The 15,119-nt window shown below is 64.6% G+C and carries 18 protein-coding genes; 11 read left to right on the top strand and 7 right to left on the bottom strand.

The genetic code is table 11. The features are described 5' to 3' along the window. Both G1E_RS12285 and G1E_RS12280 read left to right on the top strand, forming a co-directional pair. The coding region (locus tag G1E_RS12285; protein WP_157050333.1) for a hypothetical protein at window positions 1-247 on the top strand (247 nt) is incomplete at its 5' end. Continuing rightward, window positions 244-447, top strand: a complete 204-nt coding sequence (locus tag G1E_RS12280; RefSeq protein ID WP_009684206.1) for a formate dehydrogenase subunit delta — start codon at window positions 244-246, stop codon at window positions 445-447. The genes G1E_RS12285 and G1E_RS12280, both read left to right, overlap by 4 nt. Before the next feature lie 54 nt (window positions 448-501). Here G1E_RS12280 and G1E_RS12275 read toward each other — a convergent pair whose 3' ends face one another. Then, window positions 502-1,365: a universal stress protein gene (locus G1E_RS12275; RefSeq protein WP_047149847.1), complete on the bottom strand. Its 864-nt coding sequence runs from the start codon at window positions 1,363-1,365 to the stop codon at window positions 502-504. A gap of 154 nt (window positions 1,366-1,519) precedes the next feature. Here G1E_RS12275 and G1E_RS12270 point away from each other — a divergent pair, with 154 nt between their 5' ends. Further along, entirely contained in the window at window positions 1,520-2,137 is a 618-nt protein-coding gene (locus tag G1E_RS12270) for a tRNA-(ms[2]io[6]A)-hydroxylase (protein WP_009684203.1), read from the top strand. 26 nt (window positions 2,138-2,163) lie between these two features. Here the strand turns inward: G1E_RS12270 and G1E_RS12265 are convergent, their stop codons facing one another. Further along, entirely contained in the window at window positions 2,164-2,484 is a 321-nt protein-coding gene (locus G1E_RS12265; RefSeq protein ID WP_047149846.1) for a YqjD family protein, read from the bottom strand. 122 nt (window positions 2,485-2,606) lie between these two features. On the opposite strand from G1E_RS12265, the gene G1E_RS12260 reads away from it, so the two are divergent. Continuing rightward, window positions 2,607-2,870 carry a hypothetical protein gene (locus G1E_RS12260; protein WP_009684201.1) on the top strand — a complete coding sequence of 88 codons (264 nt, stop codon included), beginning with the start codon at window positions 2,607-2,609 and terminating at the stop codon, window positions 2,868-2,870. A gap of 11 nt (window positions 2,871-2,881) precedes the next feature. Here G1E_RS12260 and G1E_RS12255 read toward each other — a convergent pair whose 3' ends face one another. Further along, a complete protein-coding gene (locus G1E_RS12255; RefSeq protein WP_009684200.1) occupies window positions 2,882-3,364 on the bottom strand; it encodes an LEA type 2 family protein in 483 nt (160 codons plus the stop codon). A 134-nt stretch (window positions 3,365-3,498) separates the two neighbouring features. Between G1E_RS12255 and G1E_RS12250 the strand changes: the two genes are divergently transcribed. Together G1E_RS12250 and G1E_RS12245 are read left to right on the top strand one after the other, a co-directional pair. Beyond that, a complete protein-coding gene (locus G1E_RS12250) occupies window positions 3,499-4,623 on the top strand; it encodes a sigma-70 family RNA polymerase sigma factor (RefSeq protein WP_009684199.1) in 1,125 nt (374 codons plus the stop codon). Window positions 4,624-4,747: 124 nt separating this feature from the next. After that, on the top strand, window positions 4,748-7,174 hold the full coding sequence (locus G1E_RS12245) for a TonB-dependent receptor (protein WP_009684198.1): 2,427 nt from the start codon (window positions 4,748-4,750) through the stop codon (window positions 7,172-7,174). 121 nt (window positions 7,175-7,295) lie between these two features. Here G1E_RS12245 and G1E_RS12240 read toward each other — a convergent pair whose 3' ends face one another. Further along, the gene (locus G1E_RS12240; RefSeq protein ID WP_047149845.1) at window positions 7,296-8,186 is read right to left on the bottom strand and encodes a LysR family transcriptional regulator; all 891 of its coding nucleotides are present in this window, start codon (window positions 8,184-8,186) and stop codon (window positions 7,296-7,298) included. A 102-nt stretch (window positions 8,187-8,288) separates the two neighbouring features. On the opposite strand from G1E_RS12240, the gene G1E_RS12235 reads away from it, so the two are divergent. The 5 genes from G1E_RS12235 (at window position 8,289) to zapE (ending at window position 13,138) form a co-directional block, all read left to right on the top strand. Next, a complete protein-coding gene (locus tag G1E_RS12235; protein WP_047149844.1) occupies window positions 8,289-9,368 on the top strand; it encodes an extracellular solute-binding protein in 1,080 nt (359 codons plus the stop codon). Window positions 9,369-9,392: 24 nt separating this feature from the next. Beyond that, window positions 9,393-10,358: an agmatinase gene (gene speB, locus G1E_RS12230; RefSeq protein ID WP_009684193.1), complete on the top strand. Its 966-nt coding sequence runs from the start codon at window positions 9,393-9,395 to the stop codon at window positions 10,356-10,358. Window positions 10,359-10,500: 142 nt separating this feature from the next. After that, complete coding sequence (locus G1E_RS12225) at window positions 10,501-10,818, top strand: hypothetical protein (protein ID WP_009684192.1); 318 nt, start codon at window positions 10,501-10,503, stop codon at window positions 10,816-10,818. 22 nt (window positions 10,819-10,840) lie between these two features. Then, complete coding sequence (locus G1E_RS12220; protein ID WP_009684191.1) at window positions 10,841-11,992, top strand: PQQ-dependent sugar dehydrogenase; 1,152 nt, start codon at window positions 10,841-10,843, stop codon at window positions 11,990-11,992. A 33-nt stretch (window positions 11,993-12,025) separates the two neighbouring features. Then, entirely contained in the window at window positions 12,026-13,138 is a 1,113-nt protein-coding gene (gene zapE / locus G1E_RS12215) for a cell division protein ZapE (RefSeq protein WP_009684190.1), read from the top strand. Window positions 13,139-13,151: 13 nt separating this feature from the next. Here the strand turns inward: zapE and G1E_RS12210 are convergent, their stop codons facing one another. From G1E_RS12210 to G1E_RS12200, 3 genes are all read right to left on the bottom strand, one after another. After that, on the bottom strand, window positions 13,152-14,150 hold the full coding sequence (locus G1E_RS12210; RefSeq protein WP_009684189.1) for an alpha/beta fold hydrolase: 999 nt from the start codon (window positions 14,148-14,150) through the stop codon (window positions 13,152-13,154). Between the two features lie 75 nt (window positions 14,151-14,225). Beyond that, a complete protein-coding gene (locus G1E_RS12205) occupies window positions 14,226-14,663 on the bottom strand; it encodes a YqaA family protein (RefSeq protein WP_009684188.1) in 438 nt (145 codons plus the stop codon). After that, entirely contained in the window at window positions 14,663-15,091 is a 429-nt protein-coding gene (locus tag G1E_RS12200; RefSeq protein WP_009684187.1) for a DUF411 domain-containing protein, read from the bottom strand. Before G1E_RS12200 ends, G1E_RS12205 begins: the two co-directional genes overlap by 1 nt. Window positions 15,092-15,119 lie beyond the last annotated feature (28 nt).

Below are 15,119 nucleotides of genomic sequence, written 5' to 3'. Positions count from 1 at the left end.
CAGTGCGCGGGTGGCCGCGGGGGTGGTGTACACCACGTTCCACTTCCCCGAGTCGGGGGCCAACGTGATCACCACCGACAACTCCGACTGGGCTACCAACTGCCCTGAGTACAAGGTCACGGCGGTGGAGGTGGTCAAAGTGTTCCAGCCTTCGCAATGGCAGCAGCGCTATCAGGACTTCAGTGATGAACAGCGGCGCCTGCTGCAGGAGCGCCGCACAGCGGAGAAAGCCGAGGTACGCCAATGAGCAGCGCCAGCCTGGTCAAGATGGCCAACCAGATTGCCCATTACTTCGACAGCGAGCCTAACCGAGCGCTGGCCGTGCAAGGGGTACGCCAGCATCTGCAAAGCTTCTGGACGCCGGCCATGCGCAGGCAGTTGCTGGAGTGGATTGCAGCCAACGACGGGGAGGGGCTGGACCCGAAGGTGCGTGAAGCATTGGGCTGACGGGTACCTGCGGCCTTGTGCAGGCGCGCCGCTGTGGCGCGCCTGCAGGGGGCGTCAACCCCGGACCCGTTCGGCCAGCTTGGTGCTGGTTTCTTCAAGCTTGAGCACCAGCACGTCGCCCTTCAGCTCATCGAGTACCACCTCTGCAGTATTGCCAATCAACGCCCCGGTAATCCCTGTGCGGCACACCGTACCGATCACGGTCACCACCGCATCCAACCGCTGCTCGGTATGGGGGATAAGCACATCTGCCGGTCCTTCAGCCACGTGCAGGCGTTCCTCGCTGATGCCGTACTCGGCCTGGAACGCCTCGCACGCTTTACGGTAGCGTGCCTCGATGGTTTCGCTCAACTGGTAGACCGGGTCGGCCGCCGACAGCATGGGCGACGGGTGTGCGCTGATGACATGCAGCTCGCCCTTGGCCAGCGCGGCGATGTCATGGCCATGGTCGATGATGCTGGCGTGCAGGCGGCGGTGATCCTCGTCCTGGTTGCCAACGTCCACCGCGGCCAGAATCCTGCCGCCAGTCCACGGCCGCTCGCTCTTGACCATCAGCACGGCACACGGGCATTGGCGCAGCAGTTTCCAGTCATCGGGGGTGAGCAGGGCCTTTTTCAGTGGGTTGTCGGGGCGGTGTTCCTTGATTACCAGCTCACAGCCTTCGGCCTGCTGCACGTAGATGATGGTGTCGTGCAGGTTATCGCGCCAGGCCTCTTCGTGGGAGACATTGTCATAACCGTCGTCGTGCAGTTGGCGGCTCAGCACGCTCAACAGCGCGCTGTGGTCATGCCGTTTGTCGCACATCAGCAGGTGCAGGCGCGCGCCGGTGACACCTGCAATCAGCTTGGCCCGGGTCAGTGCCCGGCTGTGGGCGTGTTCGGGGTCGAGCACCACGAGAATGCTGCGGATGGCTTGCATGGGCGTTAACTCCAGTCAAAGGGGGCGACCAATGCCTGACTATAGTCCCCGCTGCCCGCGCGGGTGCTTGATACACATCAAGCATAGCCACTGGCGCCGACCGCCACCGCCGGTATAATCGCCAGCCCTGCCTGTTCCGTGTGGTTGCATGCTCATGTCCCTGACCCCCGAAATCGATGCCTTCCTGGGCTGCCCGACGCCAGACGCCTGGATCGAAGCAGCACTGGCCGACCAGGAAACCTTGCTGATCGACCACAAGAACTGCGAATTCAAGGCCGCCAGCACTGCCCTGAGCCTGATCGCCAAGTACAACACCCACCTTGACCTGATCAACATGATGTCGCGCCTGGCGCGCGAGGAGCTGGTGCACCACGAGCAGGTGCTGCGCCTGATGAAACGCCGTGGCGTACCGCTGCGGCCGGTGTCGGCGGGGCGCTACGCATCAGGGCTGCGCCGGCTGGTGCGCGCCCATGAGCCGGTCAAGCTGGTGGATACACTGGTGGTCGGGGCGTTCATCGAAGCGCGCAGCTGCGAGCGCTTTGCCGCGCTGGTGCCGCACCTGGATGAAGAGCTGGGCCGTTTCTACCATGGCCTGCTGAAAAGCGAGGCGCGCCATTACCAGGGCTACCTGAAACTGGCACACCACTATGGGGATGCGGCGGACATTGCCCGCCGCATTGAACTGGTGCGCGCGGCGGAAGCGGAGCTTATCCAGTCACCCGACCAGGAGCTGCGCTTCCACAGCGGGATTCCGCTGGCGCAAGCCGCCTGAAGCGTGGCGCCGGCGCGGCCGCTCGGTCAGTTGCGCCGGCCCAGCAGCAGGCCCACCACCAGGCCGAGGCCGGCGGAAATGGCCACGGTTTGCCACGGGTGGCCACCGATGTAGTCCTGCGTGGCGTTGACCATGGGCTGCGCCTTGTCACGCATGTTTGCGGCGGCCTGGCGTGCCTGTTTCAGCTTCAGGCTGACCTGCGCGCGCAGGCTGTCGGCTTCTTCGCCAACCAGGGCAGCGCTGTCGTTGAGCAGCTTCTCCGATTCTTCGATCAGCGCCTGCAACTCACTGAAGACCTGGTCCTTGATTTGATCGCTGTCGGCCAGCGTGGCTTTTTTCCGGGCCATGAAAGTGTCCTCGTCGATGGGTGGTTTGAACAATGGATACTTGCGCGCCGGAAAAGTTGCGTCGGCGTGAGGTTGGCGCGTTGGTGTAAGATAGCCGCCATTTACGGTCTAGCAGGTGATGCATGAGTTTCAATCTGGCCAACATGAGCTTCGAGGAACGGGCGCAGATCGAGGCAGAGAAGGCCCGGCTGTTCGAAATGTGGCAGACCAACCTGGGCAAGGCCAAGGGCGAAGCCGCGCGGCTGATCGCCGAGAAGCCACGGCGCAAAGGCAAATGGGCCGAGTGGGTACGCGCTGAGCTGGAGGGCATGTCGCCGCCCGAATACGCCAGCATGGTCCGCAGCGAAGTCAACAAGCTGATGGCAGCAGCCAGCGCCAACCGCTGAGCACCCGCTGTTTACCAGGTGGTCCCTTTGGGCAGGTCCAGCTTGCCCTCGTCGGTGAAGCGCACGGTGCCCAGTGGCCCGCTGGCCAGCTTGCCGCGCAGCTTGTAGGGCAGGCCCTGCAGGGTACCCACCTGGCCCAGCCCGTAGGCCTGGCGCAGGAAAGAGAACGCCGTGATGCTCACCGGCACCACGATCACCGCCTCGTCGTAGCGGCCAATATGCCCCTGCTGGTCACTGACCCCGGCCGCCAGTGGCTGGCCGTTCACCTCCAGGTCGAGGGCGATGCCGTTGTAGTCGATTGCCTCTTCGTTGGGGTTCTGCACCCGCATTTTCACGGCCATGCGCAGCTCCAGCTCCTGCCCCGGGAGCGGTTCGATGCCGATCACGCTGATGTTCAGCGGGTCGCGTGGCTGCAGGAGCGCGCAGGCCGCCAGGCTGCTGGTCAGGCACAGGGCGATGAGCAGGCGGGTGTAGCGGTGCAGTCGAGCAACCATGGGTACGACCTTGCCTAAGTGAACGAGCCGTCAGTGTGGCAAATGCGCGCCGGCGTTGAAAGTGTTGGGTCAGATGAAAGATACTGTTTCTCATTAACAGCCGATAACTTCTCTTACTGGTCGTTCCCAAACCCATGCTGACTTCACCTGTGTCGGGCCTGCTGGCGAGTTTCCAGGAGCACTACGACGACTTGCTGCAGTTCCTGACCCGGCGCATGAGCGACCGCCAGCGTGCCGCCGACGTCGCGCAGGAAACCTACCTCAAGCTGGTGAACATCGACGAGCAGGCGTTGCCGGTGCTGCACGCGCGCAGTTTCATCTTCCGCGTGGCGGGTAACCTGGCCATCGACGCCCTGCGCCGCGAGCAACGCATCGCGGCCAGCCACGATGATTGCGACGGGGCAGGCGAGCTAGCCTGCCCAGCGCCAGCGCCCGAGGCGGTGTTGCTGGCGCGTGAGCGCCTGCAACTGCTCGATCAGGCGCTGTTGCAGTTGCCCTGCAAGGCCCGCCAGGCCTTGTTGCTGAACCGCGTCGACGGCCTGACCCAGAAGCAGGTCGCACAACGCCTTGGCGTGTCGGAAAGCATGGTGGCCAAGTACATTGGCCAGGCCCTGCGCCATTGCCGCCGGTGGCTGCAGCAGGCGGGCGTAGCGGCCTGCGGGGTATTGCTGGTCACTGCCCTGGTCGCCTGGCAGCAGGCGCCGGTGTTGTTGGCCGATTACCACACTGGCGTGGGTGAGCGGCAGGTCGTGACGTTGGCCGATGGCACGCGGGTCACCCTGAACAGTGCCAGCGCCTTGCGTGTGGTATTCAGCGAGCATGAGCGGCGCGTGGTGCTGGCTGCAGGTGAGGCACTGTTCGAAATGGCCGATGATGCCCGGCCGTTCGTGGTGGACACGGCCGGTGCAGCGGTGCAGGGCCGTGCCGCCACCTTCAGCGTACGCCGTGATGGGCGCGTGGTACTGGCACGGGGCGAGGCCAAGGTCGGCGAGCAGCCGTTGGCAGTAGCGGCGGATGCCGGTGCCCAGTTGGCCTGGCAGCGCGGCAAGCTGATCTTCAATGGCAAGCCGTTGGGGCAGGTGCTGCAAGAGCTGGAGCGTTACCGGCACGGGCGCATCGTGCTGTCCGACAGCAAGCTGGCGGCGATGGAGGTGAGTGGGGTCTTCGACCTGGATGAGCCGCAGGCGCTGTTGCGCACCCTGGAGCAGCGGTATGGGCTGAAGGTGACCTACCTGCCTTGGTTGGCCGTGGTGCATTGAGCGGCCAGCGCAGAAAAAATTTGCAGTGGCCACTGCAAGTTCCTGCAAGCCAGATCGTCGTAGTGGGACTGATCAGCAACTCATTCTCATTTACGACTTGCCAGGAAGCGCCTACGTGTCTCTGATGCTCAAGCCTTTGCTCCGCCGCCGCGGTTCACTTCACCATGCCCTGTTGTCTTGCAGTGCCCTGGCCATGCTGACCGGCCCGCTGCAGGCGGCTGCTTCGACCACCGCCGAAAACGCCCAGCTGCAGGCCCGGCAGGTTCAGCTCGACCTGCCTGCGCAGCCGCTGGACCAAGCCCTGACCTCGTTTGCCGACCAGGCCGGCCTGCACTTGCTGTACACCACCGGCGATGTCGCCGGCCTGGCCGGCCCGGCCCTGCGCGGCAGCTACAGTGTCGAGCAGGCGCTGCAACAATTGCTGGCCGGTAGTGGCATGGGCTGGCAATTCAGCGATGCCCGCACGGTGACCCTGCGCAAGGCCGAGGCTGCGCCGCAGGCGGTCAACCTCAAGCCGATCGAAGTCAGTGTGGCTTCGCGTACCAGTACGGCAATCAGCGAAATCCCCGGGACCGTGTGGGTGGTCGACCAACAGCAACTGCGCGAACAGATCGACAGTGGCGTCAGCCTGAAGGAAGCCATCGGCAAGCTGGTGCCGGGCCTGGACCTGGCACCGGAAGGGCGCACCAACTACGGCCAGAACATGCGTGGGCGCAATGTGCTGGTGATGATCGACGGGGTCAGCCAGAACAGCTCGCGGGGGCTGTCACGCCAGTTCGACAGCATTTCGCCGTTCAATATCGAGCGCGTCGAAGTGCTGTCTGGTGCCAGCGCCATCTACGGCGGGGGCGCCACCGGCGGTATCATCAACATCGTCACCAAGAAGGGCGAACCCGGGCCGGCCCGTTTCGAGACCCAGTTGGGTGCCAGCAGCGGCTTCAACAACAGCGACGACCTGGCCACCCGCTTTGCCCAGTCGATCAGCGGCGGCAACGAGCGGGTCAATGCCCGCCTGGGTATCTCCGGCGAGCAGAACGAAGCGTTCTACGACGGGGCCGGCGAGCAGATATTCATCGACAACACCCAGACCGACCTGCAGTACAACCGCACGGTCGATGTGCTCGGCAGCTTGGGCATGCAGTTGAACGAGCAGCAAAGCCTTGACCTGCTGGCCCAGTATTACGACTCGGGCAACCACGGCAGCACCGGTATCTACTTCCCCAACCTGAACTACAACGCGCCCTCCGACCTGGAAGACGCCGAGCTGCGCAGCGGTTATTCAGCCGGCCTGGAGCCGCGCACCCGGCGCCTGCTGCTCAACGCCAACTACCACCACAGCGACGTGCTCGGCCAGGACTTCTACCTGCAAGCGTCGTACCGCAAGGAAGACGACAACTTCTACCCGTTCCCGTACTACAACCGGGCCACCCCTACAGGCTCGCGGGGGGTGTATTTTGCTGCCTCGCAGCAGAACTTCGAGGTTTCCAGCCTCAAGGGGTTGTTCGCCAAGCAATGGGACACGCTCAAGCTGACCTATGGCGTTGACCTGGACCGCGAGCGCTTCAGTGCGGAGCAGACCACCTTCAACGCACAGACCTCGTCCGAATCCGGTGGCCTGGACCTGGAGAAGGAGAGCAAGGCCGCACGTTACCCGAGCTATCGGGTGGATGGCGTTTCGCTGTATGGGCAGCTGGACTGGCGCGCCACCGACAACCTGACCTTGTCTGGCGGCGCCCGGCGCCAGCAGATGGACGTGGATGTCAGCGACTTCAAGGGCGTGCCCGGCGGCAGCAACGATTACCAGGTCAACCTGTTCAACGTCGGCGCCATTTACGACTTCAAGAATGGCCATCAGGCGTGGGCCAACTATGGCGAAGGCTTCGACCTGCCAGACCCGGCCAAGTACTACGGCAAGCCGGGCCTGAGCGTGGCAGACAACCCCCTGGCCGGGATCAAGAGCCGTCAGGTGGAGCTGGGCTGGCGCTATGCCGACCTGGACTGGGACGCCCAGGCAGCGCTGTACTACATCTGGTCGGACAAGATCATCAACGTCGACTCGCAAACGCTGACCATCAATGTCGAAGAGCAGAAGAGCCGTGACTTCGGCTTTGAAGGGGCATTGACCCGCCACTTCCAGAGTGGTTGGGAAGCAGGCGGCACGCTGCACCTGACCCGCTCCGAGGAAGAGGCGGTCGACGGCGGCTGGATCAAACGCGATGCCCGCTATGCGTCGTTGTCGAAGGCCACCGGTTTCGTTGGCTGGAAGGGTGACGGCCGCAGCGCGCGGCTGCAGGCCAACCACGCTTTCAGCCTGAAGGACGACGCCGACCATGAGATCGACGGCTACACCACCTTCGACCTGCTGGCCAGCCAGGACACCGGTTTCGGCACTTTCAGCGCGGGTATCCAGAACCTGCTGGACAAGCAGTACAGTACGGTCTGGGGGCAGCGCGCGACGCTGTTCTATTCGCCGACCTACGGGCCGGCGTACCTGTATGACTACCAGGGGCGCGGGCGCACCTATACGCTGACCTGGAGCTTGGCTTACTGAGCCTGGGCGCATGGCAGGGGTGCCTGGGGCCCTTTGGGTTGAGCATTCAGTATGGGTTGCCGGGGCCGCTTTGCGGCCCTTCGCGACGCAAGGCCGCTCCTACAGGCACCGTGCTTGGCTTTCAGGCGAAGGCCGCCAATACATCTTCGGCAAATGCCTGCTGTGCCTCGCCGGCCACCTGCGCCCGGTGCCGGGCCAGGGTAAACGGCACGACAAAATCCAGCCCCGGGTCCAGTGCCCACAGCTGCCCTTCGGCCTCCCAGGCCAGGGCGCTGTGACACGGCAGATAACCAATGTGCCTGCCCGACAGAATGAACGTCAGCACGCTCTCGATCTGTTCCGCCACCGCCATGCCGTGCCTGCTCTGGAACGGCTCGTCGCCTTCGATGAAACGGTACGGGTGGCGCACTTGGTCCTGCTCCAGCAAACGCTGGCGCGGCACCTGCGGCACGCCGAACAAGGGATGCCCTTTGCCGCAATACAGCCGCTGCCGCTCCTCGAACAAGGGCTGGTAGTCGAACGCCGCCTGTTTACCGGAAAAATAGCTGATGGCGTAGTCCAGCCGCTGCTCCAGCAACAACCGCTCCAGCTCCGCCGGTGGAGCACTGATCAGTTCCAGTTGCACCGACTCGACGCGGCGGCGAAATGCCGCGATCGCCGCCGCCAGCTTGAGGCTCACCTGCTTGTCCTGGTTTTCCGCCAGGCCGATGCGCACGGTGCCCAGCAGTCGCCCGGCAACACCGTTGGCCTGCTGGCGGAACTGCTCGATGTTCAGCAGCAGCGCGCGCGTGGCTTCCAACAGCATCCGGCCTTTCTCGGTCAGCCGGAACCCCCCCTTGCCCCGGCTGCACAGGCGGTAGCCCAGGCGTGTTTCCAGCTGGGCCATGCGTTGGCTGATGGTGGGCTGGCTCAAGCCCAGCAGCCCCTGTGCAGCGCTGAAACCACCGGCCTCGGCTACAGTGACGAACAGCCGCAGCAGGTGCAGGTCGGGGTCATGCACTTGTCCGAGCATTGCATTGCTCCTGGTGAATGTCAGCTTTGCAAACTTGCCATTTCTTCAATGTAACCCGGCTGACATGCTCGCGGCATCCACCCATTTGCCGAGGTGTCTGTCATGCGTTCATCGTTGTGCCTGTTGTCGCTGGTACTGGCCTTGCCGCTGCAAGCCGAAGAGAAAGTCGTGAACCTTTACAGCTGGGCGGACTATGTCGCCCCGCAGACCCTGCAGCGCTTCGAGCAGGAGACCGGCTACAAGGTCCGCTACGACACCTTCGATACCACCGAAGTGCTGGAAACCAAGCTGCTTACCGGGGGCAGCGGATACGACGTTGTCGTGCCGTCCGCCACGGTGCTGGCGCGGGCGCTGAAGGCCAATGCCCTGCAGCCGTTGCAGGCCCAGGCCATGCCCGGCTATGCCAACCTCGACCGCGACCTGCTGGCCAAGCTCGCCGCGGCCGACCCCGGTAACCGTTACGCGGTGCCTTACACCTGGGGCACGCTGGGCCTGGGGGTGAACGTACAGGCGGTGCGCCAGCGCCTGGGCGAGGTACCGCTGGACAGCCTCGACCTGCTGTTCAAGCCCGAGTACGCCAGCCGTCTGAAAGACTGCGGTATCGCCATGCCGGACTCGCCGCAGGAAGTGATCGGCGTGGCCCTGAACTACCTGGGCAAGGACCCGTACAGCCAGAGCAAGGATGACCTGGCAGCTGCCCAGAAGCTGCTGGGCCAATTGCAGCCGTCGATCAGCTACGTTGCCAATGGCCGGCAGATCAGCGACCTGGCCAACGGCAGCGTGTGCCTGGCGCTGACCTACAACGGCGATGCCGCCATGGCCGCCGACCAGGCCCGGCGTGCCGGCAAGCCGTTCGAGCTGATCTACCGCATCCCCCGCGAGGGCACGCTGGTGTGGCAAGACAACCTGGCCATCCCCAAGGATGCACCTCACCCGGAGGCGGCGCGGGCGTTCATCGCCTTCATGCTCAAGCCTGAGTCGGTAGCGGCGCTGACCAACACGCTGTTTTTCGCCAACGCCAACCAGGCCGCCACGCCGCTGGTGGATGAAACCGTGCGCACCGACCCGGATATCTACCCACCGGCCGAAGTTCGTCAGCGGCTGTTCGCCGACCGCAGCATGGCCCTGGCCGACCTGCGCCAGCGCAACCGCCTGTGGACTGCCTTTCGCAGCCGCCAATAACCCTGCAGACCGAGGAGCCCGACCGTGGAGCAAGCCTTGAACAACGACCAGGCCATTACCCGCGACAGCCTGTATGGCACTGCCGCCGAAAGTACCTATGCCGGCATCACCAGTTTTGCTCGCCGCCGCTACAGCCGCGACCTGCATGGGGTGGATGTGGTGGTCAGCGGCGTACCGTTCGATACCGCCACCAGTAACCGGCCCGGCGCACGCTTCGGCCCCAGGGCCATTCGTGCCGCCTCGGTGCAGCAGGCGTGGGCCCGCCACTGGCCCTGGGCGTTCGACCCCTTCGACCACCTGGCGGTGATCGACTATGGCGACTGCGCCTTCGACAGCGGTACGCCGCAGTCGGTACCCGGCAGCATCGAAGCCCATGCCGAACGCATTCTGCAAGCCGGCTGCGCGATGCTCACCCTGGGCGGCGACCATTTCATCACTTACCCACTGTTGAAGGCCCATGCCCGCCACCATGGCCCGTTGGCGCTGGTGCATTTCGATGCGCACAGCGACACCTGGCCGGACGAGGAGGGCAAGCGCATCGATCACGGCACCATGTTCTGGCATGCCGCCCGTGAAGGCCTGGTCGACCCCGCCCACTCGGTGCAGATCGGCCTGCGGACCACCAACGACGACAGCCAGGGCTTCGCCATCCTGGACGCCCGGCAGGTGCACCGGCAGGGCGCCGAGGCGGTCATTGCGGCGATTCGCCAGCGCGTGGGCGAGCGCCCGGTGTACCTGACCTTCGATATCGACTGCCTGGACCCGGCCTACGCGCCTGGCACCGGCACGCCGGTGTGTGGTGGCTTGAGCACGGTGCAGGCACTGGAGATTCTCGGCGGGCTGCGTGGCATCAACCTGGTAGGCATGGACTTGGTGGAAGTGGCACCGGCTTACGACCATGCCGACATCACCGCCCTGGCCGGGGCAACCCTGGCGATGGAGATGCTGTGCCTGTATGCCGCCCGGCACAAGGTCGATACCGGCCAATGAGGGGGGCCGCCAGCGGCCTCCGCTGCGCCTGCTGAAACATCAGGATGCAACTCCACCTGCTTTCACACATCTGGCCGCGAACCCCTGGCGCCTCAGGCTATCAAAGCCAGCAGGCGCCGCGTTTTCGTACAGGAGGTGAAGCATGAGTCCGACATTGCCCACGCTGGCCCTTGGCCTGGCCTTGTGCCTGCCCGTGCACGCGGCTCCGCAGCCACCGTTGCAGCTAGCTGCCGACTACCGCAACCCGTACAACAGCCCGATTCAGCGCGCCAACCCCAACAGCCGCCAAGGCAGCCTGCCGGCCACCCCGCCGGTGCGCGGCCCGTCTACCGAGCCGCAACAGCGTGTGCCCACGCTGGACAACCGCGGCATCGGCAATGGCGATAACCTGCGTCGCCAGCAGCAAACCCCGAACCTGGAACCGTCCCGGCCAGCGCGCGACAACCCGCGTGCGCCATAAACCCACTTGAAAGGAATTGTGCATGCTCCGAGCACCCTGGCTAGCCACCCTGACCGCCGCTGCGCTGCTGCCCCTGCTGGCCCAGGCCGCGTCCGAACAGCAGTTTCCCAGTGAAGAAGGCAGCCTGACCGTCAGCACCGTGGCCGATGGCCTGCGCAACCCATGGGCACTGGCTTTCCTGCCGGGTGGCAAGGACATGCTGGTCACCGAGCGTGCCGGCAACCTGCGCCTGGTCAACGCCGAGGGCAAGGTCGGCCCGCCCATCAATGGCGTGCCGAAAGTGTGGGCCGAGGGCCAGGGTGGCCTGCTGGATGTGGCGTTGTCGCCAGACTTCGCCAAAGACCGCACTGTCTACCTGTCCTTCGCCGAGGAGGGCAGTGATGGCAAGGCCGGCACGGCGGTCGGCCGCGGGCAATTGTCCGAAGACCGCGCTCGGCTGGAGAACTTCAACGTGATCTTCCGCCAGCAGCCCAAGCTGTCGGTGGGTAACCACTTTGGCTCGCGGCTTGTGTTCGACCGTGATGGCTACCTGTTCATCGCCCTGGGCGAGAACAACCAGCGCGCTACCGCGCAGGACCTGGACAAACTGCAGGGCAAGGTGGTGCGAATCTGGCCGGATGGCAAGGTGCCCAAGGACAACCCGTTTGTCGGCAGGGACAATGTGCGGCCGGAAATCTGGTCGTATGGCCACCGCAACCAGCAAGGTGCTGCGCTCAACCCCTGGACTGGCAAGCTGTGGACCCACGAACACGGCCCGCGCGGTGGTGATGAAATCAACATTCCCGAGGCCGGCAAGAACTACGGTTGGCCGGTCGCCACCCATGGCATCAATTATTCGCTGATGCCGATTCCCGAGGCCAAGGGCAAGCATGTCAAGGGTATGGTCGACCCACACCATGTCTGGGAGAAGTCGCCGGGCATCAGCGGGATGGCGTTCTACGACAGCCCCACCTTCAAGGCGTGGGACCACAACCTGTTCATTGGTGCGCTGGCCACGCAGGAACTGATCCGCTTGCAATTGAAGGGTGACAAGGTGGTGCATGAAGAGCGCCTGCTCGGTGATCTGAAAGCGCGCATCCGCGATGTACGGGTGGGGCCGGATGGGTATGTGTACGTACTCACCGATGACAAGGATGGCGCGCTGCTCAAGGTCGGCCTGAGCAAGGAGCCCTGAACCTGGCGCGCCCTAGGCCGTGTAGAATGCGGCATGGCCATGACCCCGCAATTCCTTTACCAGCAAGCCCTGGCGACCCAGGGCTATGTCGCCGACCCTGCCCAGGCGCGCGCCGTTGACGCCTTGCAGGGCTGTTTTCAGGCCCTTGAACAGGGCCGCCCGGCCCAGGGTATTTACCTATGGGGGCCGGTCGGCCGTGGCAAGACCTGGCTGATGGACCAGTTCCATCGCTGCCTGAGCGTGCCCAGCCGACGCCAGCATTTCCACCATTTCATGGCGTGGGTGCACCAGCGCCTGTTCCAGCTGAACGGCACTGCCGACCCATTGCAAGCGCTGGCCCGGGAGCTCGCCGGCCAGATTCGGGTGTTGTGCTTCGACGAACTGTTCGTCAATGACATTGGCGATGCGATCATTCTTGGCCGGCTGTTCCAGGTGCTGTTCGACGAGGGCGTGGTGGTTGTCGCCACGTCCAATCAGCCACCCGAGCAACTGTACCGCGACGGTTTCAACCGCGAGCGCTTCCTGCCGGCTATCGCCGCAATCCAGCGCCACATGCAGGTGCTGCCGGTGGCTGGCGGCCAGGATCACCGTCTGCACCCCGGCGCAGCGCAGCAGCGCTACTGGGTGGTAGAGGCGGGGCAGGCCAGCCGGCTGGGCGAGGTGTTCCGCCAGCTTGGCCCGGACGATGGCGGCACCGACCGGCCGTTGCCGATCGGCACCCGGCAAGTCCAGGTGGTGCGCCGCAATGACCACGCCATCTGGTGCCGTTTTGCCGACCTGTGCGAGCAACCCCTGGCAGCCGTGGATTTCATGGCTTTGTGCGACCGTTTTGCAGCCATTCTGGTATCGGCAGTGCCGGCGCTGGGCGGTGAACAGCGGGCGGGGCGCATTGCCCGTGGCACCGAGGATGCGGCGCTGCGGGTAGCGGCGGGCGATCGCCAGCTACCCGCCTTGTCGCCCAACGACGACGCGGTGCGCCGGTTCATTGCCCTGGTCGACGAGTGTTATGACCGCCGGGTGGCATTGTACCTGGAAGCGCACGTACCGCTGGATGCCCTCTACACCCAAGGTTACCTGGCGTTCCCTTTTCAACGCACCCTGAGCCGGCTACGGGAGATGCAACTGCAGCGGTTTGGAGGGGGCTAAGCCCGACAGCCGCTCAGCGCCCCAACCATTCGATCAGCGTGCGGTTGAACCTGACCGGCTCTTCGATCTGCGGCGCGTGCCCCATGCCTTCGAAGGTGATCAGCTCACCCTTGGGGATCAGCTTGGTCACCTGCGGCCCCAGTTCGGCGTACTTGCCCAGCCTGGCCTTGACCTGCGGCGGCGCGATATCACTGCCGATCGCCGTGCTGTCCTTGTCGCCGATCAACAGCAAGGTGGGCATCTGCAGGTCCTTGAACTCGTGGTACACCGGCTGGGTGAAAATCATGTCGTAGATCAATGCCGAGTTCCACGCCACCGCTTCATGCCCGGGGCCCTGGTTGAGCCCCACCAGCATCTGCACCCAGCGCTCGTATTCCGGCTTCCAGCGGCCCGCGTAATACGTTTTGCGCTCATATTCTCGTACACCCTCGGCATTGAGCTTCAGCTCGCGGGCATACCACTGGTCCACGGTACGGTAGGGCACGCCAAGCGCCTTCCAGTCTTCCAGGCCGATCGGGTTGACCATCGCCAGCCGCTCGACCTGTTGCGGGTACATCAACGCGTAGCGGGTGGCGAGCATGCCGCCTGTTGAGTGGCCGAGCACGCTGGCACGCTTGACCCCCAGGCGCTCCAGCAGGGCATGGGTATTGTCTGCCAGCTGCTGGAAGCTGTACTGATAGTGCGCCGGTTTGCTGGACGTGCAGAAGCCGACCTGGTCGACGGCGATCACTCGGTAGCCGGCCTTGCTAAGCGCCTCGATGGTGGTTTCCCAGGTAGCGGCGCAGAAGTTCTTGCCGTGCATCAACACCACGCTGTGGCCGTTGGCCTGGCCTTGTGCAGGCACGTCCATGTAGCCCATCTGCAGGGCCTGGCCCTGGGACTTGAAGTCGAAATGCTGGAGCGGATGCGGGTAGCGGAAACCTTCGAGCTGGGGGCCGAAGGTGGGCGATTCGGCAGCGACGGCCGAACCGCCGGCCAGGCACGCCAAGGCCAGAGCTGTTGCGCGCAGCATGGGGGAACTCCCTGTAGAACCTTGTAGGAAAAAAGCACTGTAACAGCCCATGGACCAAGGGGAGGGCGAAAGGTGTTACCGAGCGTGAAACCAGCCCAGGGTGATCATGGTGAGCACTGCATAGCGCCCTGCTTTGGCCACGCTCACCAGCAGCAGGAAGCGCCAGAACGGTTCACGCATGATCCCGGCAATCAGCGTCAAGGGGTCGCCAATCACCGGCATCCAGCTGAGCAGCAGCGACCATTGTCCCCAGCGCTGGTAGCGCTGCTGCGCACGCGCCAACTGCGCGGTGCTGAAGGGGAACCAGCGCTTGTCGCGCAGGTGCTCGATGGCCCGGCCCAACAGCCAGTTCACCACCGAACCGAGCACGTTGCCCAAGGTGGCGACCAGCAGCAGGGTGGCCCAGGCCTCGGGCTGGCCCAGCAACAGCCCGACCAGCACGGCTTCCGATTGCAGCGGCAGCAGGGTGGCGGCGCCAAAGGCACTGAAAAACAGCGCCCACAGGCCGAGCATCAGTAGTTGGCGACCACGGTGTCCTGGCCGCCCTGGGTCACCCCGATCACTTGGTAGGCATCCTTGTGGTCGCCCATTTCCATGCCCGGTGAGCCCATCGGCATGCCCGGCACGGCCAGGCCCTTGAGGTCGTTGCGCTGGCTCAACAGGCGTACCTGTTCGGCCGGCACGTGGCCTTCGACGAACTTGCCGTCGATCACACCGGTATGGCACGAAGCCAGGCGTGGGGCCACGCCCAGGCGCTGCTTGACCGCGCTCATGTTCGGTTCGACATGGTCGTTGACGGTGAAACCGTTATCGCGCAGGTGGCTGATCCAGGCCTTGCAGCAGCCGCAGTTGGGGTCGCGGTACACGTCGATGGTGTCGCCAGCCTGGGCCAGGCCGCTCATGGCCAGCAGGCCCAGGGTCAACAGATGTTTACGCAGCATGTCGCAACACTCCTTCAGAGCAAACCGG

The organism is Pseudomonas sp. TJI-51, from assembly GCF_000190455.2.
In the GTDB taxonomy this organism is placed as follows: Bacteria; Pseudomonadota; Gammaproteobacteria; order Pseudomonadales; family Pseudomonadaceae; genus Aquipseudomonas; species Aquipseudomonas juntendi.
The sequence above is the reverse complement of the archived record's forward strand: the minus strand, read 5'-3'. Positions and strand labels throughout refer to the sequence as shown.

What these genes read in the sequence shown, in the direction of transcription:
- G1E_RS12280 (WP_009684206.1), top strand. Translation starts at nt 244, where the DNA reads ATGAGCAGCGCCAGCCTGGTCAAGATGGCCAACCAGATTGCCCATTAC.
- G1E_RS12275 (WP_047149847.1), bottom strand. Translation starts at nt 1,365, where the DNA reads ATGCAAGCCATCCGCAGCATTCTCGTGGTGCTCGACCCCGAACACGCC.
- G1E_RS12270 (WP_009684203.1), top strand. Translation starts at nt 1,520, where the DNA reads ATGTCCCTGACCCCCGAAATCGATGCCTTCCTGGGCTGCCCGACGCCA.
- G1E_RS12265 (WP_047149846.1), bottom strand. Translation starts at nt 2,484, where the DNA reads ATGGCCCGGAAAAAAGCCACGCTGGCCGACAGCGATCAAATCAAGGAC.
- G1E_RS12260 (WP_009684201.1), top strand. Translation starts at nt 2,607, where the DNA reads ATGAGTTTCAATCTGGCCAACATGAGCTTCGAGGAACGGGCGCAGATC.
- G1E_RS12255 (WP_009684200.1), bottom strand. Translation starts at nt 3,364, where the DNA reads ATGGTTGCTCGACTGCACCGCTACACCCGCCTGCTCATCGCCCTGTGC.
- G1E_RS12250 (WP_009684199.1), top strand. Translation starts at nt 3,499, where the DNA reads ATGCTGACTTCACCTGTGTCGGGCCTGCTGGCGAGTTTCCAGGAGCAC.
- G1E_RS12245 (WP_009684198.1), top strand. Translation starts at nt 4,748, where the DNA reads ATGCTCAAGCCTTTGCTCCGCCGCCGCGGTTCACTTCACCATGCCCTG.
- G1E_RS12240 (WP_047149845.1), bottom strand. Translation starts at nt 8,186, where the DNA reads ATGCTCGGACAAGTGCATGACCCCGACCTGCACCTGCTGCGGCTGTTC.
- G1E_RS12235 (WP_047149844.1), top strand. Translation starts at nt 8,289, where the DNA reads ATGCGTTCATCGTTGTGCCTGTTGTCGCTGGTACTGGCCTTGCCGCTG.
- G1E_RS12225 (WP_009684192.1), top strand. Translation starts at nt 10,501, where the DNA reads ATGAGTCCGACATTGCCCACGCTGGCCCTTGGCCTGGCCTTGTGCCTG.
- G1E_RS12220 (WP_009684191.1), top strand. Translation starts at nt 10,841, where the DNA reads ATGCTCCGAGCACCCTGGCTAGCCACCCTGACCGCCGCTGCGCTGCTG.
- zapE (WP_009684190.1), top strand. Translation starts at nt 12,026, where the DNA reads ATGGCCATGACCCCGCAATTCCTTTACCAGCAAGCCCTGGCGACCCAG.
- G1E_RS12210 (WP_009684189.1), bottom strand. Translation starts at nt 14,150, where the DNA reads ATGCTGCGCGCAACAGCTCTGGCCTTGGCGTGCCTGGCCGGCGGTTCG.
- G1E_RS12205 (WP_009684188.1), bottom strand. Translation starts at nt 14,663, where the DNA reads ATGCTCGGCCTGTGGGCGCTGTTTTTCAGTGCCTTTGGCGCCGCCACC.
- G1E_RS12200 (WP_009684187.1), bottom strand. Translation starts at nt 15,091, where the DNA reads ATGCTGCGTAAACATCTGTTGACCCTGGGCCTGCTGGCCATGAGCGGC.